This window comes from Beijerinckia sp. L45 (assembly GCF_009765775.1).
Taxonomy (GTDB): domain Bacteria; phylum Pseudomonadota; class Alphaproteobacteria; order Rhizobiales; family Beijerinckiaceae; genus RH-AL1.
In genome coordinates, this window is the sequence record NZ_LMUU01000209.1 from 1 (window position 1) to 19,080 (window position 19,080).

Here is a 19,080-nt window from a genome sequence, read left to right on the forward strand (position 1 = left end):
TGATCGGCGCGGCGATGGGCCTGATGCTGGTCGGCCTTATCCTCACGGCGACGAGCAACCTCGTCATTTCCATCGTCGGCATCGTGATGCTGACTTGCGGATTTTTCGGCGCGCATTCGATCGCCAGCGGCTGGGTCAGCCGCCGCGCTCTGGTGGCCCGTGCCCAGGCGGCGTCGCTGTACCTCTTCGCCTATTATGCGGGGTCGAGCATCTTCGGGTCGCTCGGCGGCGTGTTCTGGGCGCATTTCGGCTGGCCGGGGATCATGGCGCTGGTCGGCCTGCTGCTCGCGGCGGGGCTTTATCTGGCGGTGCGGTTGAATGCGCGCGAGCAGAGGGAGCTGTGCGCCCAGGACGGCGCTTAGGCGTTTCTGTCGCGACAATCGCACCACGCCTCAACAGCGCGGCCGTCCGGCTTGCTTGACTCGACCGGCCCGCGATGCGAACTCGCGGCCCATGACGCACATGATGTTTCCAGAGTTTCGATGACCCACGCCTTCGTCTTTCCCGGCCAGGGGTCGCAGTCCATCGGCATGGGCAAAGCGCTCGCCGAGGCCTTTCCGGCAGCGCGCGCGATCTTCGACGAGGTCGACGACGCGCTGAGCCAAAAGCTCTCGGCCCTGATGTTCGAAGGTGCGGAAAGCGACCTCACCCTCACGTCCAACGCCCAGCCGGCGCTGATGGCGGTGAGCCTCGCCGTCGTCACCGTGCTCAAGGCCGAAGCCGGCTTGGATCTGTCGCGCGACGCGGCCTTCGTGGCCGGCCATTCGCTCGGCGAATATTCCGCGCTCGCCGCTGCCGGCGCGCTCAGCGTGGCCGCGACGGCGCGGCTGCTGCGCCTGCGCGGCGAGGCGATGCAAAAAGCCGTGAAGGTTGGGGAAGGCGCGATGGCCGCCTTCATTGGTGTGAACGCCGAGACCGCGGCCGAGATCGCGGCGGAAGCGGCGAGCGCCGGCCTCGGTGTCTGCGACGTTGCCAACGACAATGGTGGCGGGCAAGTGGTCGTGTCCGGGGCCAAGGCGGCCGTGGAGCGGGCGATGGAGCTGGCCAAGGGGCAGGGCGTCAAGCGCGCGATCCTGCTTCCGGTGTCGGCACCGTTCCATTGTTCGCTGATGCAGCCGGCGGCCGACGCGATGGCGGCGGCGCTGGCCGAGACCACGATTGTCGCGCCGACCGTTCCACTGGTGGCCAACGTGCTGGCCGCGCCGACCAGCGATCCCGCGCAAATCCGCGAGCTGCTCGTCCGCCAGGTGACGGCGACCGTGCGCTGGCGCGAGAGCATCGGCTTCATGGCCGGGCAGGGGGTTACGCTGTTCGTCGAATGCGGGTCCGGCAAGGTCCTGTCCGGTCTGGTCAAGCGAATTGCCGAGCAGGCGACAGGCCTGCCGGTCGGCACGCCGGCCGATATCGAATCCTATCAAGCGCGCCTCGCCCTCTGAGCGGCGCCGGAGACACCTCAACCATGTTCGATCTTACGGGTAAGACCGCTCTCGTCACGGGCGCGAGCGGCGGCATCGGGCGCGCCATCGCCGAGGCTTTGCACCGGCAGGGTGCCAGCGTCGTCCTTTCCGGCACGCGGCGCGACGCGCTGGATACGCTCGCCGGTGCGCTCGGGGAACGGGCCTTCGTAGTGCCCTGCGACCTCACCGACGTGGCGGCGGTCGAGGGTCTCGTGCCGGCGTCGGAAGCCGCGGCGGGTGCGCCGATCGATATCCTCGTCAACAATGCCGGCATCACCCGCGACAATCTCTTCATGCGGATGAAGGACGAGGAGTGGGACAGCGTCATCGCCGTCAATCTCACCACCGGCTTCCGCTTGGCCCGGGCGTGCCTCAAGGGCATGATGCGCCGTCGTTACGGCCGCATCATCGCGATCACCTCGATTGTCGGCACCACGGGCAATGCGGGCCAGGCGAACTACGCGGCGTCCAAGGCCGGGACGGTCGGCATGATCAAGGCGATCGCCGGCGAGGCGGCGACCCGCAACGTCACCGCCAACTGCATCGCGCCGGGCTTCATCGAGACGCCGATGACGGACGTGCTCAACGAGAAGCAGAAGACGGCGATTCTTGGGGCGGTCCCGATGGCGCGACTGGGGCAGGGGGCCGACATTGCGGCGGCTGCGGTCTATCTGGCCAGTGCGGAAGCCGCCTACGTGACCGGACAAACTCTCCATGTAAATGGTGGAATGGCAATGATTTGAAGCACTTGGCTTGAGTGCTGACGGAACGCTGACGGCTCGCAATGCTTAAAGAAGTATGCTAGTGACCGCCGCTCAGCTTGTGGGGATGAATTCAAAAATTCCCATATATGTGGAAAGTCGAGGCTCGACGCCGGCTTTCCCGATCTCTAGTGAAGACTTGAACAGTTGGGATGCTGCAAACCGAGGGGGGCCCATGCTTCAGGCATGGGCAACGACGGTAGGCAGTGTTCGCGACCCTGAAGGATGAGGATCCAAGACTATGAGCGATGTCGCCGAGCGCGTGAAGAAGATCGTAATCGAACACCTCGGCGTTGATGCCGACAAGGTTGTCGACAATGCCAATTTCATCGAGGATCTCGGTGCGGACTCGCTCGACACCGTCGAACTCGTCATGGCGTTTGAAGAAGAATTCAGCGTCGAAATCCCAGACGATGCAGCCGAGACGATCGTGACGGTCGGCGATGCCGTCCGCTTCCTCGACAAGGCTACGGCCGCGTCCTGAGGTCCTCCGTATCTCGATGACGATCCGAGGCAAGAGCGCGACCAGCGTCTCTTTCCTCGCGTTTTCCACGAGAGCCGCGTTCATGACGTTGCAACGTCCGGTGATCCCACCGGCGTAAGAGCGGATCGATCCGTTTCGGCCCGGCCGGCGGCGTCCGAGAGGACGTCTCCCGCCCGGGTTTTCACAGTCCATCATCATCAAGGTCGCGTATGCGAAGGGTCGTCGTCACAGGTCTCGGAATGGTGTCGCCGCTTGCGTGCGGTGTCGAGGAAACGTGGAAGCTTCTGCTCGCTGGCGAAAGCGGCGCAGGACCGATCCAGGGGTTCCAGACCGATGACCTCGCCTGCCGCATCGCGATGCAGGTTCCCCGCGGCGACGGCACCAATGGGACTTTCAATCCCGATCATTGGATGGAGCCGAAAGAGCAGCGCAAGGTCGACGACTTCATCCTGTTTGCCGTGACCGCCGCCACCCAGGCGCTGGCCGACGCGAACTGGAAGCCGACCACCTATCAGGACCAGATCGAAACCGGCGTCATCTTCGGCTCCGGCATCGGCGGCCTCGGCGGCATCTACGAACAAGGTATCGTCCTGAAGGAGAAGGGCCCGCGTCGCGTGTCGCCGTTCTTCGTCACCGGCCGGATCATCAATCTCACCAGCGGCTACATCTCGATCCAGCATCAGCTGAAGGGTCCGAACCACGCGGTGGTCACGGCCTGTTCGTCAGGCACCCACGCCATCGGCGACGCGGCCCGTCTCATCGCGTTCGGCGATGCCGAGGTCATGGTGGCAGGCGGCGCCGAATCGGCGGTCAACCGGCTTGGCATCGCGGGCTTCGCGGCCTGCCGGGCACTTTCGACCGACTTCAACGATCGTCCGAAGGAAGCTTCCCGGCCGTTCGACCGCGACCGCGACGGGTTCGTCATGGGCGAAGGCGCCGGCGCCGTGGTGCTCGAGGAATACGAGCACGCCAAGGCGCGCGGTGCGAAGATCTATGCCGAAGTCGTCGGCTACGGCATGTCGGGCGACGCCTATCACATCACCGCGCCGATGGAATCCGGCGATGGCGCCTTCCGCGCCATGCAGGCCGCGATCAAGCGCGCCGGCATCACCGCCGAGGACATCGACTACATCAACGCCCACGGCACCTCGACGCCGCTCGGCGACGAGATCGAGCTCAACACCGTGCAGCGTCTGATGGGCGAGGGGAGCAAGGTCTCCATGTCGTCGACCAAGTCGGCGATCGGGCATCTTCTTGGCGCCGCCGGCGCGGTCGAGGCGGTCTTCAGCATTTTGGCGCTTCGCGACCAGATCGCGCCGCCGACGCTCAACCTGCACAATCCGCCGGCTTCGATGCAGATCGATCTGGTGCCCCTCGAAGCCCGCAAGCGCGACATCGAATTCGTCCTGTCGAATTCGTTCGGCTTCGGCGGCACCAACGCCTGCCTCATCCTCACCCATGCCCATTGACGCTTTGCGCGTCGTCGCGATGTGCTAAAAGACGGGGGAGCGCAGGTTCAACCTGCTTTCGCCATATTGGCGGCTAGTCTGCAGTCGGGTCTCGGCCCAATCTGGGTTTCGACCCATGTCGAACAAGAGTGCGTACGCGTATGAGCGCTTTGCTTCCTCCCGCCGGATCAGAAGCCGCGCCCTTTGACATGGATCGTTCCTCGTCGAACCGGTACTCGCTTGGTCGCAGGATGACGCCACAAAGCCCCAACGAAGCCCTTCAGCCCGAGGCCGCGCCACCGCCGCCGCCGATGCTGCCGCCGAGCCGCAAGCGCCGCCGTCTGTCGGCGTTGAGCGGCCTGTTCTCCTTCGTGCTGATCATCGCGCTCGGCGCCATGCTCGCCGTGGTCTGGGGCGAGCATCGTCTGCGCGAGCCCGGCCCGCTCACCGCCGACAAGGTCGTGTTCATCCTGAAGGGCAGCACCGGCGATATCGTCGACAAGCTCGCGGATGAAGGGGTCATCGAAAGCCCGCTTACGGTCCAGATCGCGCTGATGGTGAAGAACCTGCAGGGCGACAAGGAGCGGCTGAAGGCTGGTGAATATCTGTTCAAGCGCCAGGCGACGATCGACGATGTCATCGCGACGCTCGTCAGCGGCAAACAGATCCTCCACACGATCACGATTCCGGAAGGCCTGACCAGCCAGCAGGTCGTCCAGCGTCTGCACGACGCGGACGTGCTGGTCGGCGACATGCGCGATCCGCCGAAGGAAGGCTCGATCCTGCCCGAAACCTACAAGGTCGCGCGCGGCAGCACCCGCGCCGAATTGCTGAGCAAGATGAAGGACGACCAGCGCAAGGCCGTCGACCAGATCTGGGCGCGCCGGTCGCCGGACCTGCCGTTGCGCTCGCCCTACGAGATGGTGACGCTGGCCTCGATCGTCGAAAAGGAAACCGGCAAGGCGGATGAGCGCTCGCGCGTCGCCGGCGTGTTCATCAACCGTTTGCGCAAGCATATGCGGCTGCAGTCCGATCCGACCATCGTCTATGGCTTGGTCGGCGGGCAGGGGACGCTCGGTCATTCGATTTCGCACGACGAGCTTCTCAAGCCGACGGCCTACAACACCTACACGATCGACGGTCTGCCGCCTGGCCCGATCGACAATCCCGGACGCGCCGCGCTCGAGGCGGTCGCCAACCCGTCGCGCACGGGCGATCTGTATTTCGTCGCCGACGGGACCGGCGGCCACGCCTTCGCCGATACGATCGAGCAGCACAACAAGAACGTGATTCGCTGGCGACAGCTCGAGCACGACGCCAAGGAGAAGGGTGCGGGTGACGTCGACAAGGTGGTGCCCGCCTCTATCCCTGGCGCCACCCCGCGTCCGAATCAGCGCAGCGACGCCTCGGACAGCGTGTTCGGCGATCTCGGCAGCTTCGACCAGGCCGCGCCGAAGCCGCACGTCGCCTCTTTCATGGATCCGACGCAGAGCCACGGCATGGAGATCGCCCCCATCGCGGACGCCGTCGCGCCGACCGCCGTCGAGGCGCCCGCAGCCACGATCAAGCGTAGCGGCGCGCGGACCAAGGTGGCGTCGGCAGCGATCGGAAGCTTTGCGGTGAGCCCTGGCATCGACGCGCTGGGCATTTCGATCAAGGGCGCGGAGCCGTCGGCCGCCGGCGTGTTGGACGGCCCGGTCAGCTCGGTGAGCGACGATGCGGCGCCTTCGAGCCCGGGCGACAAGTTCGCCACGGGTCCGACGCCGGAGCAGATGGCGGCGGCAGCGGGCCGCAAGCCGCCGGAACATCCCAAAATCTTCGATGTCTCGGAAGGCACGGCGCTCGATCCCCTGCGGGACAAGAGCTACGACCTGAACTCGGCGAAGACGGTGCCGGATTTCAGCAAGCCCGGGCCCTAGGCCTCGTCTGCGTCGCGCCGACCAGACCGGTACCGGGCTGAAGGCTAGAGCGCCGGCCGCTGAAGTGGACTCACTTAAGCGATAAGCCGTCGCTCTCTTTTCAAAGACTTAGAGCATCGGGTCGCGCGCAAAAGTCTGCAACTTTTGCGTCCGATGCTCTAGGCGCCGCCCGGCGTCCGTGACAGCACCGGACATGTGCCAATGCCAATTCCTGCATGACGAGCGTCATATCGCTCCTCCTTTCCCCTCGTTCCTGAATCGACGACGTCTATGATCAATTCCATGACGGGCTTTGCCGCCGCCGCCGGCGCCTCCGGGGCCGGCCGCTGGTCCTGGGAGATCAAGACGGTCAATGCCAAGGGGCTCGACATCCGGCTGCGGGTGCCCCCGGGCTTCGATGCCGTCGAGATGGAAGCGCGCAAGATGATCGGTGCGCGCCTGGTCCGCGGCACCTGCCACGCGACGCTGACGGTCTTCCGCGATGCGGTGCCCTCGCAGGTGCGGATCAACGCCGATGTGCTCGCCTCGCTCGTCGCGGCGCTTCATAGCCTCACCGTACCACCGACGATCAGACCGGCGTCCTTGAACGGCCTGCTGGCGGTTCGCGGCGTCGTCGAAAGTTTCGAGCCGGCCCCGGACGACGCCGCGGCCGCCACGATGCGCACCGACAGCATCGCAGGGCTCGGCCACGCGCTCGACGCCTTGACCGCGATGCGGGCCGACGAAGGGCGCGCCTTGCTGGCCGTCTTGCTGGAGCGGATCGAGGCGATCGCCCGGCTGACCCAGCAGGCGGAAAGCGCGCCGCAGCGGCAGCCGGGTGCGGTTCAGGACAAGCTCGCCCAGACCATCGCCACCCTGAGTGACCGCTACAAGCTGGACCCGGACCGACTTCACCAGGAGGCCTTGATCCTTGCCGCAAAGGCGGACGTCCGGGAAGAGCTCGACCGGCTCGCCACGCATGTGGAGGCCGTGCGCGTGCTGCTCGACAGCGACCAGGCGGTCGGCCGCCGGCTCGATTTCCTGGCCCAGGAACTGGGACGGGAAGCAAATACCTTCTGCGCGAAGGTGAATGATGCGGCTTTGACCGCGATCGGGCTTGAACTCCGCGTCGAGATCGAGCAGTTCCGGGAGCAGGTTCAGAACATCGAGTGAGTGCCATGACTGCCGAGGAACAGCATCTGTCCATCGCCGAAGTGGCCGATGAAGGCTCCGCCGATGGGCTGCGGCGCGGCTTCATCCTCATCCTCTCCTCGCCCTCCGGGGCGGGCAAGACCACGCTGACCCGGCTGCTTCTGGAACGTCAGGAGCTCGATCTCACCTTGTCGATCTCGGTGACGACGCGCTCGCGCCGCTCCAGCGAGATCGACGGGATCCACTACCGTTTCATCAAGCAAAAACAGTTCGAGGCGCTGCGCGAGGCGGACGATCTGCTGGAATGGGCGGAGGTCCACGGCAATTTCTACGGCACGCCGCGTGAGCCGGTGGAGCTGATTCTGTCGCAGGGGCGGGATGTCCTGTTCGACATCGACTACCAGGGCACCCAGCAGGTGAAGGCCAAGGGCGGGATGGATGTCGTCACCATCTTCATCCTGCCGCCGTCGATGCAGGAACTGCAGGCGCGCCTCGAACGCCGTGCCGAGGACCCCGCGGAAACCATCGCCCGCCGCCTCGCCAACGCCCGCAACGAGATCCGGCGTTGGACGCAGTATGACTATGTGCTGATCAACGACGATATTCAGGATACGTTTTCCGATCTTCTCGCGATCATCGAGGCGGAGCGCCGAAAAACCTCGCGATCGAAAGAAGCGATCGGCCGGTTCGTCGACGAGTTGCTTGAATAGGCGTCACGATGATTACAAATCGTGCGCTTTTCCGCGTCACGAGGCGAACTTCGTGAATTCCTCAAGTATTTGAGCGCGTTATGAACCGTTAGCTTTGCCGTACGTTGGGGGATTGTCGAAGATTTGAAGGACAATTCCATGATGCGTAAGACCATTTATGTCTTTGCGACCGCGGCGCTCCTGACCGTCGCTGCTGGATCCGCTTTCGCCCAGGACAAGACGCCCCCGGATACGAGCGTACGGGCTTTGGAAGCCCCGGCAGACGTCCGCAAGAAGCAGCTGCGATCACAGAACAAGCCCATGAAGATGCATCACGCCTATCACCGGCCGCGCCATCGGACGGTGTCGGCGTCGATCCCGCGCCACTAATTCAAAGCAGGTCGCCGGGGGGGTCGTATGCCATCGCGGCGACCTTCAGTTTGCGCCCGACCGGGCCCTCCGCTGCCCGAAACGTTTTAGTTCTGGCCCAAACCATGAGTCCGGTGTTCCCGCTTTGAAGGTCGTTTCGCGGCGCAGTCGCGGCTGAAGCACCGCCTCTTCGTGCCTGGCGCGGCAAGGCAGATGCGCCTCGGATTTGCGGCGATCCATGCCTTTCCAGACGACCTCCGTCTTTCGGCTCCTCGTCCGTTCAACGCATAGTTTTGCCCTTGGAAAGGGAGCACGTTCCGTTTGTCGATATCGACGGTGGAGCGGAGCGGATGATGGTGCGCGCCTCGATTGTTTCAGCCGATTTGCGACAGTGGATCGCGTCGTATCGGTACGAGTTCGCGTGGGCAGGCCTGCTGGCCGTTCTCCTCGCCGCCGGTCCGTCGGCGGCAAAACCAAATTCCGAACCTTTGAAGACGGCGCCGGTTTTTGTCCTGTCGGAAAGCTCGCGGGGATCGGACGACGTCGCGAAAACCGTCGTCACCGCACTGGGAAATCCCGCCGACCTGCGGCGCTGGACGCTGACATTCTCGAATCGGATGGAGCCGGGCATCCGGGTCTATGCCAACGGGCATGACCCCAAACCTGTGCTCGATCGGCTTGGCGCCGCCGGTCTCAAGGCTGCCGTCGTCGACGCGCCGGTCGGTGTGCCCTATTCGGTGCTGACCTCGTCCAAGGACCGGATCTTTTTGATCATCGGGCCAACCCCCTGATCATGATGAAGGGCGCGGTCGCAGGCCGGCGCTACGGCTCGTCGGAACGATCGTATCGATCCTGAAGCCTGTCGATCGCGTCCTGATCGGTCTCGGGCGATGTCGCATCGACCTTGCCGGCGCCGGCCTCGAACACCGATGATGTGAGGCGCGCATTGCTGGCGACGGGCTGGATCTTCAGCTTGTCCGCCACGCTCAGCTTGGCGAGTTCGGCATCGAAAAGGGCCTGCGATTCGGCACTCGTTTTCGGTTCTTTGGTCATCGCCGGTGCTGCTTTGCAAAGAGCCCAGATTGCGCCTGGCTTGGGAAAGACCGATGCCGGAGCATATTCGCGAAAATACGCTCCGACCCGGATGCGCCAGCGGCGCCTCAGGCTTTCGGCTTGGCCTTGTGCTTATGGTGCGCGACGTGTTTTACGGGCGCCGGTGCGGCAGCCGCCGGAGCGGGCGCCGGTTCCGGCGGACAATCGATCGACATGAACGCACAGAGCGGGCCGCCATCGCCGATCACGAAGGCGGACGCCGGCTGCGTCGCGACGCCAATGAGGGCGGCAACACCAAGTCCACGAAGCAAAAATTTCATGCAATTTCCTCCCCATAACGACCTCAGGGAAACGTCGATGCGCTTGTGAGTCAAGCGATCCGGCGCCGTACCGAGGACGTCTCCCATGATGCAAAGGTCGATCCAATCGGGCCAAGGCAGCCGCGCGGATCTTAACCACGTTTCCGCTGCGGCCCCTGCCAGGGGAACAAGACCTCTAAGTCAGCGGTTCGCTCCCTGGAGGCCTTATGCCAGATTCGAATATTGTTCAGTTTCCAAATCGCAGCGAACTCAACCAGGGCGGGGACCGAAGCGCTCTTCTGCTGTCGAAGATTTCCGTCGCGCTCCGGGCAATGAAGGATCTGCATGCCGAACTCGAAAGCCTGAGGGCCATGCTCAAAGCCCAGAACGGCGAGGCTCTGCCGGACTGAGCGGTTCAGTTTCAGGTCGCGCCGTCTGGCGCGTGTTGGCGCCGGAGGGCGCCTCGCTCTAAGATCTCTGGTGTCGCTAGAGTTGGAACGCTAAATGCCGTAACGGCATGGCGTGCCGCGAAAGGCGTCCGTAGCCACGACGCCGACGTCCAGAGGAACATTCATGAGCTTCGACATCGCTCTTACGATCAACGGGCTTCATCGCGTCGTCGCGATCGATGATCCCCGCATTACCCTGCTCGACCTTCTTCGCGAACGCCTCGATCTCACGGGGACGAAAAAAGGCTGCGACCGCGGCCAGTGCGGCGCCTGTACCGTTCTCGTCGACGACAGGCGGGTCAATTCCTGTCTCGCCCTTGCCGTCAGCCTCGACGGCGCCGTCGTCACCACGATCGAAGGCGTCGCCCATGGCGACACGCTGCATCCGGTCCAGGCGGCCTTTATCGAGAACGATGGTTTGCAGTGCGGCTTCTGTACCCCCGGACAGATCATGAGCGCGATCGGCCTGATCCGCGAGGGGCTCGCAGGCGACGATCCCGAACGCATCCGTGAAGGGATGAGCGGCAATCTGTGCCGATGCGGCGCCTATGCCGGCATCACCGAAGCGATCCTCGAAGCCCAGGCGCGGATGCAGCTCGAGCACAAAGGAGAGGCGGCATGAGGCCCTTTGCTTACGATCGTCCGACAACGATTGCGGATGCCGTCGCGTCCGGCGCGCAGCCCGAGACGGCGTTCCTCGGCGGCGGGACCAACCTGCTCGACCTGATGAAGGGCAACATCAGCCGGCCCGCGCGGCTCGTCGATGTCACGCGGCTTCCCGGCCTGTCGACGATCGAATGGCTGCAGGATGGTGGCGTGCGCATCGGCGCGCTGGTCCGCAACAGCGATCTCGCCCACGACCCCCGATTCGCCAACCGCTTCCCCTCCGTCGCCGAGGCACTCCTGTCGGGTGCATCGGCGCAATTGCGCAACGCCGCGACGGCGGCGGGCAATGTCCTGCAGCGGACCCGATGCCAGTATTTTTACGACGCCGCCAGCGTCTGCAACAAGCGTGACCCCGGCACGGGCTGCGGCGCGATCGGCGGCCTGACGCGCCTGCATGCGGTCCTCGGCTGGAGCGAACACTGCATCGCGACGCACCCGTCCGACTTCTGCGTTCCGCTCGTCGCCCTCGACGCGGTCGTCGAGATCGAAGGCCGGGCCGGCCGCCGCGACGTCCCGCTCGAAGCCCTGCATCGTTTGCCCGGCAACACGCCCGAGCGCGAGACGGTGTTGGAGCCGGGCGACGTGATTACCGCCATCCGGCTTCCCGCCGAGGCCGCGGCCTATGCCGGCAATGCGCGCTACCTGAAGGTTCGCGAACGCACGTCCTACGCCTTTGCCGTCGTGTCGGCGGGCGCGGCGCTGCGTCTCGACCAGGGGACCATCGTGTCGGCGCGGCTCGCGCTCGGTGGCGTCGCGCTGAAGCCGTGGCGGGCGCGTGCTGCGGAAGATCTGCTGGCCGGCGCATTGCCGGGTGCAACCGTTTTCCGGGACGCCGCGGCGCTCGCCTTGGCGGAGGCCAGGCCTTGCGGCGACAATGGGTTCAAGATCGAGCTCGCGCGCCGCATCATCGTGCGGGCGCTGACTCTCGCTGCGGCGGGGACGCCGGATCGTGTGCCCGCGCTGCCCGCATCGCCCTTTGCCTTGGCTCCGACCCAGGAAGTGAGCGCTCATGTCTGACATCACCATGCCTAACGTCGCCGCGATCGAGCGCAGTCGCCATGGCTCCAGTATCGGCCAGCCGGTGACCCGCCGTGAAGGCCATCTGAAGGTCACAGGCCAAGCCGGTTATGCCGCCGATTACAATCCGCCGGGTCTCCTTCACGCCGTCATGGCGGTCAGCGGGATTTCGCGCGGTCGCGTCACGCATCTCGACGTCGCGGCTGCCGAAGCCCACCCCGGGGTCGTCAAGGTGATGACGCCGGCGAACGCGCCAAAGCTCGCGAAATCGCCGGACGATAAGGACCATGGTTTCATGTTCCGAATGAACGTCCTGCAAAATGACTCCGTGCGCTTCGCCAACCAGCCGATCGCCGTCGTCATCGCCGAAACGCTCGAAGCCGCTACCGAGGGCGTGGCGCTGCTGCGTCCTCGCTACGCGGAAGAGCCGGCCCGGATCGGTCTCGACGGGAGCGCGGCCTTCGCCTTGCAGGCGGTTGGCGCCGGCGCCCCGGCCAAGGGTGGCATCGGCGACATCGAAGCCGGTCTTGCCGAGGCCGCCACGCGGTTCGAGGCGACCTACGAAACGCCGGCGCAGTACCACAATCCGCTCGAGCCGCACGCGACCGTTGCGGAATGGGACGGCGACAAGCTCGTCCTCCACACCCCGAGCCAGGGCCTGACCATGGCGCAGGGACGCATCGCCGGGCTGTTCGGCATCGATCCCGCCAACATCCTGATCAAGAGCCCGTTCCTCGGTGGTGGTTTCGGCGCGAAGGGACTGTTCTCCGGCCCCCAGGTCCTCGGCATCATGGCGGCGCGCTTCGTCGGGCGTCCGGTCAAGCTGGTGCTGCGCCGCGAACAGATGTTCGGTCCGGTCGGGCATCGCGGCGAGACCCGCCAGACGCTGCGTCTTGGCGCCGACTCCACGGGCGGCCTTACCGCCCTCGAACACAACACCCTCACGACGACGAGCTTCTACGACGACTTCTTCGAGCCGGCGGGGACGACCTCGCGGCATCTCTACGCCTCGCCGGCCATCGCGACGTCGCATGAAGGCGTCCGCGCCGACATCGGTACGCCGATCTTCATGCGTGCGCCGGGCGAAGCGCCGGGCAGCGCCGCGCTGGAATGCGCGATCGACGAACTCGCGGTGAAGGCGGGGATGGACCCGCTGGATTTCCGTCTGCGCAACTACGCCGAGATCGAGCCGATCACCGGCAAGCCGTTTTCTTCGAAGGCTCTGCGGCAATGCTATGCGCAGGGCGCCGCGCGGTTCGGCTGGGCCTCGCGGCCCCGCGCTCCGCGGCAGATGCGTGATGACGATGGTCTTCTCGTCGGCTGGGGCGTGGGGACCGCGACCTTTCCCGCGATGATCTTCCCGAGCGAAGCGCGGGCGGTGCTGCGCGTCGACGGATCGGCCCGTGTCGAGATTGGCGCGCAGGACATGGGGCAGGGTGCCTGGACCAGCCTCGCCCAGATCGCAGCCGACGGCCTCGGCGTCGATTACGATAAGCTCGACCTCGAGATCGGATCCTCGGCGCTGCCCACGGGCGGCATTGCCGGTGGTTCTGCGGGGACGGCAACGGCCGGCTCGGCGATCCACCATGCGGCCGCCGACGTGATCAAGAAACTCGCCGCTCTAGCGACCAGCGATGAGCGCTCGCCGCTGTTCGGCGCGGGCAATTCGGGTGTCGTCCCGCGGGACGGACGGCTGGTTCGCCAGGACGACGAGAGTCGCGGCGAGAGCTATGCGAGCATTCTCGCGCGCGCCGGCCTCGCCGAGATCGATGGCAAGGGCAGCGCCGGCCCGAACCCCTCGATGCAGGAGAGCTACGCCATGCATTCGCACGGCGCGGTCTTCGCCGAGGTGAAGGTCGATCCGGATTTCGGCCAGATCCGCGTCACGCGTCTCGTGGGTGCGTTCGCCGCCGGGCGTATCATCAATCCGCGCATGGTGCGCAGCCAGTACTATGGCGGCATGATCTGGGGCGTCGGTTTCGCGCTGCACGAGCACGCGGCCGCCGATCCCCGCTCCGGGCGGCTGATGAACGCCAATCTCGCCGAGTACCATGTGCCGGTGAATGCCGACGTGCCGCTGATCGAGGCGATTCTCGTCGAAGAGCACGATCCGCACGTCAACGTGCTGGGGCTGAAGGGCGTCGGTGAGATCGGGATCACCGGGACGGTCGGCGCCATTGCCAATGCGGTTTGGCATGCAACCGGTGTCCGTGCCCGTGCATTCCCGATCACGCTGGACACTTTGCTCGAGCGCCCCGGCGACATCTAGCCTGCGGGGCGCGCTACCGCCACGGGACACGCCATGTCGAACCTGACCCTCATTTTTGTTCGGCATGGCGAAAAACCCGGGAGCGATTTCCCGGGCGGGGGCACGAGTGTCGATGGGACGGATGACGACAAGTCGCTGATCGTCCGAGGCTGGCAGCGCTCTGGCGCCTGGGCGGCGCTCTTCGGCACCGGGCTCGGCGGCCCGGACTATCCCGTGCCCGGCATCGTTTACGCGGCGGCGCCGGACACCGGCAAGGATGACAGCCGCCGTCCCTTCGAGACGGCAGGGCCGACCGCGAATCGCCTGCATCGCGACCCCGTGACCACATGGGCGGTCGGCGAGGAAGACGATCTGGTCGCGGAAATCACCAAGCTCACAGGTGTCGTCCTCGTGTTCTGGGAACACAAAGCCATCGCCAAGACGATCGTGCCAGCGCTGTGCGGCGACCAGCGCTTGCCCGGTGTTCCCCTGAAATGGGACTCCGATCGGTTCGACATCGCGCTCCGGTTCGACCGGGCGACGCCGAGCGATCCCTGGTCGTTCCGCCAACTGTCGCCGCGGCTTTTGGTCGGCGATACCGACGCGCCGATGACGAAAGTGGCGGCGTAATCTCGGCCCTGCCGCGGATGCCCAAACAATGGGCAAACTGCGGCCTTCGTGCAACAGCTTGGTTTAAGCAGCCATTGTGGCCGTCGCCGCCGCATCTTTGAACACGATTGGGGCGTTCTTCTCCCGTCATCGCAACACGTGTCGAGGGAAACTCACATGAACACCAAATCTTTCGGAGCGGCATTCGCCCTCGCACTGCTCTCCACCACCGCTTTCGCCGCCGACCTTCCGTCGCGCCGCGCTCCCCCGGTGTACGCACCCGTCCCGGTCATCCCGGTCTTCACATGGACGGGCGCCTACGTCGGTGGCCAGGTCGGCTACGCCTTCAACCGTGACAGCTCCTTTGCCAGCGCAACCGGGACCGGCATCGGCCTGGCTTCGACGAGCGCCAAGGAAAACGGCATCATCGGTGGCGCCCACATCGGCTACAACTTCTCGACGCAGTCGCTGCCGCTCGGCGGCTTCCTTGGCGCCGGTGGCGTGATCGGTGTCGAAGGCGACGTCGACGGCACGTCGGCCAAGGGCAACTACGGCCTCGGCGGCATCGCCGTCACCAGCCGTGACAACATCCAGGGCTCGATCCGCGGCCGTCTCGGCTTCGCGGTCGATCGCACCCTGTTCTACGCGACGGGTGGTGCGGCCTTCGGCGGTCTCCACAACACCTACGTCAACACGCTCACCGGCGCGTCCGACTCGCTCAGCCACACCCGCGTTGGCTACACCGTCGGCGGCGGCGTGGAATACGCCATCACCAACAACTGGTCGCTGCGCGCTGAATATCGCTACACCGATTTCGGTCACTATACCGATGTCCTCGGCAACGCGACCGCGGGTGGCGTGGCCGTCCGTCATCACGAGACCGACAACCGCGTCCAGGCTGGCTTCAGCTACAAGTTCGACACCTTCGCACCGCTCGCGACCCCGGTCGTCGCGCGCTACTGAGATCGTCTAAGCACAACGAAAAAGGGCCGCTCGAAAGAGCGGCCCTTTTTTGTTGCGTGCACGACGAGTCGCGGCGTTGACGCGTCAAAAGCTCGGAAGCCCGGCCGGCGAGGGGACGGCACCGGGAACCGAGACGTCGGGACCCACCTGCGGCTCGCTCGGAGGACGCGGCGAATCGCTGCCGGGTGGCGTGGGAACAGCGCCGGGGCTCGGCGCATCGGCCTCGGGGTGTGGCTGGGGCTTGTAGTCGGGCGGAAGATCGGTGGGCATTCCAGGTCTCCATTTGAGTTGATCGTCGATCCGGCCGTGACAAACGAAAAAGCCGCCCCGCGGCGGCTTCTCGTTTGCGGCCAGGAGAGCATCAGCCATTCGGGCTGCCGCCGTGCGGGCCGCTGCCTTTGCCGGACGCCGTGCCGTTTTCCAGGCTTCGCGTGGAATTGCCGCGATGCTGCATCCGCGCATGCATGCGGTGATGCGATCCGGTCCACATCCGGCCGGCGCTTCCGTCTGCACCCGCAGCCTGCCCGGAGGCGGTCGCGGCGAAAAACAGGCAACCGCCCGCGAGAACGGTCAGAAGAGGTTTGGAGAAGGCCATTGTGTCTCACCAGTTGGAGTGTCGGACCTATCCAACGGGCGAGAGCGTCAAGCGTTGCGCGATGCGCCAACGCCGGTCGGACCGGTCACCGCCCGGTCGCGCGATCCAGTTGATCCTGAGTCATCCCGTCTTCCACGATATGGTTCCGGTAATCGCTCCCCGGGGACGGGCTCGGCGGCGGCGCCTGTTGTTGGATGGCAACCGGAGCCGGCCGATGATGATGCGCGACCGCAACATGGCGATGTTTCGCCAGCGCCGGTCCGAAGCCGCCGGCAAGCATGAGGGCGGAGGCGGCTGTCAGGACTAAAAAATGCGTTCGCATGATCGATCCTCATGGTGTCGCGGGCGCTACGGCGCCGCGGTCCCCTGGAGATAAGCACGTTCGGCTGTTTGATCAGCCCGCCTCCGGCGAACAGACCTGCCGGGATGGCGTCCAACCGATCCATGTCATGAACGCGGGCGGTGACGCCAGGATCCAGCTCGGCCGCGAACTCTTCTGTCGTGCTGTCGAACCGGTCCTAGCCGACGGCGACAGCGCTCTTGGCGAAATGCCGAGGGACGAGGAGCGTTCGATACACCTGATGGGCCGGATACGCAGGCTCCGGCATGCCGTCCGACCAGAGCAACTGGCCCGGCTGCGGATCCGACGGGTTTTCGGCAAACGCGTCGTCGCTCGCATAGGGACGAACCAGAACGCAGCGGAACACCAAGGATATGAAATGGCCGCGGCCTTCATCGGGGATCTGCAGGACGCGATAGGGGGAATCCTCTGCGATCACGCTCGTCGCCAGCTCCAGGCGCGCCACGGCCGCGATCCGATCGGCAAAGGATTCGCTGCGCCGAATGATCCCGCCGGGGATGTGCCAGCCCCGGCCAAACGCATCATCGCGCCAGGCGACGAGCACGCGGCCATGCTCGTCCCGCACGACCAAATCGACATTGATCATCGGTGTGATGGCGAGCGCCAGGTGGAACAAAGGGTCCGGCAAACCAATCTTGGGGTCGAGGTCGCCACGCTCCATGGCATCCAGGCAGGCGACGATATCGACGCATCGCTTCGACATGGGACTTCCTTGCGCCAACGATCGCGTCGGCAAAATCAAGAGCGCGTCGCGCTTCGTGGGCCGCCCGCATGATGTTGAACGGCAAAGTCTACGGCGAGGCCGTGAAAACTGCCCTGGGCCACAAACCGAAAAGACGGTCAGCCATCGATCTTGGGAGGCCGAGACCTTCAATGAACCGCAAAGAAACTAAGCGAACATTAAGGTGGTGCCCGGGGGCGGATTCGAACCACCGACACTGCGATTTTCAGTCGCATGCTCTACCAACTGAGCTACCCGGGCGCCGTGTCGCGAACGACAGCGGAGCGCCCTTATAGAAGAGCGTCTTCCGGCTTGTCCATAGTCGCCGCGCGCAATCTTATGGGAAAGTCAGTCGGCCGTCCCGAGGCCCTCGGCGCTGCCCGATCGGGTGCGGAAGCGGATGCGCGCTTCGTCGATCGCCTCGTCGCTTTGGCCCTCCACCCGATGCCAGAACGTCCAGCCGTTGCAGGCGGGCAGGCCCTGGACCAAAGCGCCGATCTTGTGGATCGAGCCGACGATCGCGCCGAGCGCCACCGTGCCGTCGGCCTGGACCACGACGGAATGGCGGCGCTTGTCGTCGAACAGGATCTCGCCCGGCTTGATCAGGCCGGCCTCGACCAGCGAGAGGAAGGCGATGCGCGCCTCGCCGCGTTTGGTCGGCGAGGGCTGCAGCAAAGCCTCGTCGAGAGGCTCGACGGCACTAATGCGGGCCAGCGCCGCCGCGGCGTAGCCGGTGTCGCGCTCGACGCCGACGAAGGAGCGGCGCAGGCGCTTGGCCACGGCGCCGGTCGTGCCGGAGCCGAAGAACGGGTCGAGCACGACGTCGCCGACCTTGGTGGTGCTGAGCAGGATGCGGCCGATCAAGGCTTCGGGCTTTTGCGTCGGGTGGGTCTTGCGTCCGTCGGCATCCTTCAGCCGCTCGGCGCCGGTGCAGAGCGGAAAGAACCAATCCGAGCGCACCTGACAATCCTCGTTGCCGGCCTTCAGCGCTTCGTAGTTGAACGTATAGGCCTTGGCGTCGGCGTCTTTCGCCGCCCAGATCAGCGTCTCGTGGGCGTTGGTGAAGCGGCGGCCGCGAAAGTTCGGCATCGGATTGGCTTTGCGCCAAACGATGTCGTTAAGGATCCAAAAACCCTGGTCCTGCAGCGTCGAGCCGACGCGATAAATGTTGTGATACGAACCAATGACGAAGAGCGTGGCGTTCTTCTTCATCACCCGGCGCACGGCTTTCAGCCAGTCGCGGGTGAACTGATCGTAGACGGCGAAGCTGGAGAACTTGTCCCAATCGTTATCGACGGCATCGACAACGCTTTGATCCGGCCGCGACAGCGCGCCTTCGAGCTGGAGGTTGTAGGGCGGGTCCGCGAAGACGAGATCGACGCTCTCGGCGGGCAGCCGATTGATCATCTCGATGCAGTCGCCGATCAGGATCTGATCGCGCGGCAATGTCGGTGTCGCCACCGGGGCGGGCATGCGCCGCGCTCTCGAAGTCTCAGTACGCGAGACCTGAATCTGAGACTTCGAGCCGAAAGCTTCGGCTTGCGCGATACGCATGAACACAACCCGGTACGCAACGAACTAACAATCGTGACATTGCTCGGGCGAGGTAAAGGGCGCGTTAGGGAGGCCGGAACGGCGCTGTGCCCTTTTCGGACATATTTGAATCAAATTGTTCGGAAGGGCAGCGGCGGTTGCGCGCTCAGACGAGGCGGAACGGCGCGAAGGTCAGGCGGTGGTAGGGGCTTGGCCCGTGTTGCGCGATGGCGGCGAGATGCGCCCGCGTGCCGTAGCCGGCGTGGCGGCTGAAGCCATAGACCGGATGCACCGCGCAGAGCCGGCGC

The 19,080-nt window shown here is 65.3% G+C and carries 21 protein-coding genes, 1 tRNA gene and 1 pseudogene; 16 read left to right on the forward strand and 7 right to left on the reverse strand.

Annotation, left to right across the window (positions count from 1 at the left end; translation table 11 throughout):
* The 10 genes and pseudogenes from GSQ79_RS21720 to GSQ79_RS21765 all read left to right on the forward strand — a co-directional run.
* A pseudogene (locus GSQ79_RS21720) lies at positions 1 to 362 on the forward strand (MFS transporter); the annotation flags it as partial.
* A 120-nt stretch (positions 363 to 482) separates the two neighbouring features.
* Positions 483 to 1,436 (forward strand): ACP S-malonyltransferase, encoded by a 954-nt coding sequence (gene fabD, locus GSQ79_RS21725; protein ID WP_158810872.1) that lies wholly within the window; start codon positions 483 to 485, stop codon positions 1,434 to 1,436.
* A gap of 23 nt (positions 1,437 to 1,459) precedes the next feature.
* A complete protein-coding gene (gene fabG, locus GSQ79_RS21730) occupies positions 1,460 to 2,200 on the forward strand; it encodes a 3-oxoacyl-[acyl-carrier-protein] reductase (RefSeq protein ID WP_158810873.1) in 741 nt (246 codons plus the stop codon).
* A 259-nt stretch (positions 2,201 to 2,459) separates the two neighbouring features.
* Complete coding sequence (locus tag GSQ79_RS21735; protein ID WP_158810874.1) at positions 2,460 to 2,702, forward strand: acyl carrier protein; 243 nt, start codon at positions 2,460 to 2,462, stop codon at positions 2,700 to 2,702.
* Between the two features lie 209 nt (positions 2,703 to 2,911).
* Positions 2,912 to 4,171: a beta-ketoacyl-ACP synthase II gene (gene fabF, locus GSQ79_RS21740; RefSeq protein WP_158810875.1), complete on the forward strand. Its 1,260-nt coding sequence runs from the start codon at positions 2,912 to 2,914 to the stop codon at positions 4,169 to 4,171.
* Positions 4,172 to 4,401: 230 nt separating this feature from the next.
* Positions 4,402 to 6,069, forward strand: coding sequence for an endolytic transglycosylase MltG (mltG, locus tag GSQ79_RS21745; protein WP_158810876.1), 1,668 nt, complete (start codon positions 4,402 to 4,404; stop codon positions 6,067 to 6,069).
* A gap of 270 nt (positions 6,070 to 6,339) precedes the next feature.
* A complete protein-coding gene (locus GSQ79_RS21750) occupies positions 6,340 to 7,221 on the forward strand; it encodes a YicC/YloC family endoribonuclease (protein WP_158810877.1) in 882 nt (293 codons plus the stop codon).
* A gap of 5 nt (positions 7,222 to 7,226) precedes the next feature.
* Positions 7,227 to 7,910, forward strand: coding sequence for a guanylate kinase (gene gmk / locus GSQ79_RS21755; protein WP_158810878.1), 684 nt, complete (start codon positions 7,227 to 7,229; stop codon positions 7,908 to 7,910).
* 138 nt (positions 7,911 to 8,048) lie between these two features.
* Positions 8,049 to 8,279, forward strand: coding sequence for a hypothetical protein (locus tag GSQ79_RS21760; protein ID WP_158810879.1), 231 nt, complete (start codon positions 8,049 to 8,051; stop codon positions 8,277 to 8,279).
* A 329-nt stretch (positions 8,280 to 8,608) separates the two neighbouring features.
* On the forward strand, positions 8,609 to 9,049 hold the full coding sequence (locus GSQ79_RS21765) for a hypothetical protein (RefSeq protein ID WP_158810880.1): 441 nt from the start codon (positions 8,609 to 8,611) through the stop codon (positions 9,047 to 9,049).
* A 31-nt stretch (positions 9,050 to 9,080) separates the two neighbouring features.
* Here GSQ79_RS21765 and GSQ79_RS21770 read toward each other — a convergent pair whose 3' ends face one another.
* Both GSQ79_RS21770 and GSQ79_RS21775 read right to left on the reverse strand, forming a co-directional pair.
* Positions 9,081 to 9,311, reverse strand: coding sequence for a hypothetical protein (locus GSQ79_RS21770; protein WP_158810881.1), 231 nt, complete (start codon positions 9,309 to 9,311; stop codon positions 9,081 to 9,083).
* Between the two features lie 107 nt (positions 9,312 to 9,418).
* Positions 9,419 to 9,631: a hypothetical protein gene (locus GSQ79_RS21775; RefSeq protein WP_158810882.1), complete on the reverse strand. Its 213-nt coding sequence runs from the start codon at positions 9,629 to 9,631 to the stop codon at positions 9,419 to 9,421.
* A gap of 206 nt (positions 9,632 to 9,837) precedes the next feature.
* Between GSQ79_RS21775 and GSQ79_RS21780 the strand changes: the two genes are divergently transcribed.
* The 6 genes from GSQ79_RS21780 (at position 9,838) to GSQ79_RS21805 (ending at position 15,562) form a co-directional block, all read left to right on the forward strand.
* Positions 9,838 to 10,020, forward strand: coding sequence for a hypothetical protein (locus tag GSQ79_RS21780; protein ID WP_158810883.1), 183 nt, complete (start codon positions 9,838 to 9,840; stop codon positions 10,018 to 10,020).
* 163 nt (positions 10,021 to 10,183) lie between these two features.
* Positions 10,184 to 10,681: a (2Fe-2S)-binding protein gene (locus tag GSQ79_RS21785; RefSeq protein WP_158810884.1), complete on the forward strand. Its 498-nt coding sequence runs from the start codon at positions 10,184 to 10,186 to the stop codon at positions 10,679 to 10,681.
* Positions 10,678 to 11,742 carry a xanthine dehydrogenase family protein subunit M gene (locus tag GSQ79_RS21790; protein ID WP_158810885.1) on the forward strand — a complete coding sequence of 355 codons (1,065 nt, stop codon included), beginning with the start codon at positions 10,678 to 10,680 and terminating at the stop codon, positions 11,740 to 11,742. The genes GSQ79_RS21785 and GSQ79_RS21790 overlap by 4 nt, the downstream gene beginning before the upstream one ends.
* A 7-nt stretch (positions 11,743 to 11,749) precedes the next feature.
* Complete coding sequence (locus tag GSQ79_RS21795) at positions 11,750 to 14,011, forward strand: xanthine dehydrogenase family protein molybdopterin-binding subunit (protein ID WP_158810892.1); 2,262 nt, start codon at positions 11,750 to 11,752, stop codon at positions 14,009 to 14,011.
* Positions 14,012 to 14,044: 33 nt separating this feature from the next.
* Positions 14,045 to 14,620 (forward strand): histidine phosphatase family protein, encoded by a 576-nt coding sequence (locus tag GSQ79_RS21800; RefSeq protein ID WP_158810886.1) that lies wholly within the window; start codon positions 14,045 to 14,047, stop codon positions 14,618 to 14,620.
* 156 nt (positions 14,621 to 14,776) lie between these two features.
* On the forward strand, positions 14,777 to 15,562 hold the full coding sequence (locus GSQ79_RS21805; protein WP_158810887.1) for an outer membrane protein: 786 nt from the start codon (positions 14,777 to 14,779) through the stop codon (positions 15,560 to 15,562).
* Positions 15,563 to 15,646: 84 nt separating this feature from the next.
* On the opposite strand, the gene GSQ79_RS21810 is transcribed toward GSQ79_RS21805, so the two are convergent.
* The 5 genes from GSQ79_RS21810 to GSQ79_RS21830 form a co-directional block, all read right to left on the reverse strand.
* Positions 15,647 to 15,832, reverse strand: a complete 186-nt coding sequence (locus GSQ79_RS21810) for a hypothetical protein (RefSeq protein WP_158810888.1) — start codon at positions 15,830 to 15,832, stop codon at positions 15,647 to 15,649.
* Positions 15,833 to 15,923: 91 nt separating this feature from the next.
* Positions 15,924 to 16,157, reverse strand: coding sequence for a hypothetical protein (locus GSQ79_RS21815; protein WP_158810889.1), 234 nt, complete (start codon positions 16,155 to 16,157; stop codon positions 15,924 to 15,926).
* Positions 16,158 to 16,675: 518 nt separating this feature from the next.
* Positions 16,676 to 17,221, reverse strand: a complete 546-nt coding sequence (locus GSQ79_RS21820) for an NUDIX domain-containing protein (protein WP_158810890.1) — start codon at positions 17,219 to 17,221, stop codon at positions 16,676 to 16,678.
* 203 nt (positions 17,222 to 17,424) lie between these two features.
* Positions 17,425 to 17,500 (reverse strand) — tRNA-Phe (locus GSQ79_RS21825).
* A gap of 87 nt (positions 17,501 to 17,587) precedes the next feature.
* Positions 17,588 to 18,793, reverse strand: coding sequence for a site-specific DNA-methyltransferase (locus GSQ79_RS21830; protein WP_158810891.1), 1,206 nt, complete (start codon positions 18,791 to 18,793; stop codon positions 17,588 to 17,590).
* Between the last annotated feature and the right edge of the window lie 287 nt (positions 18,794 to 19,080).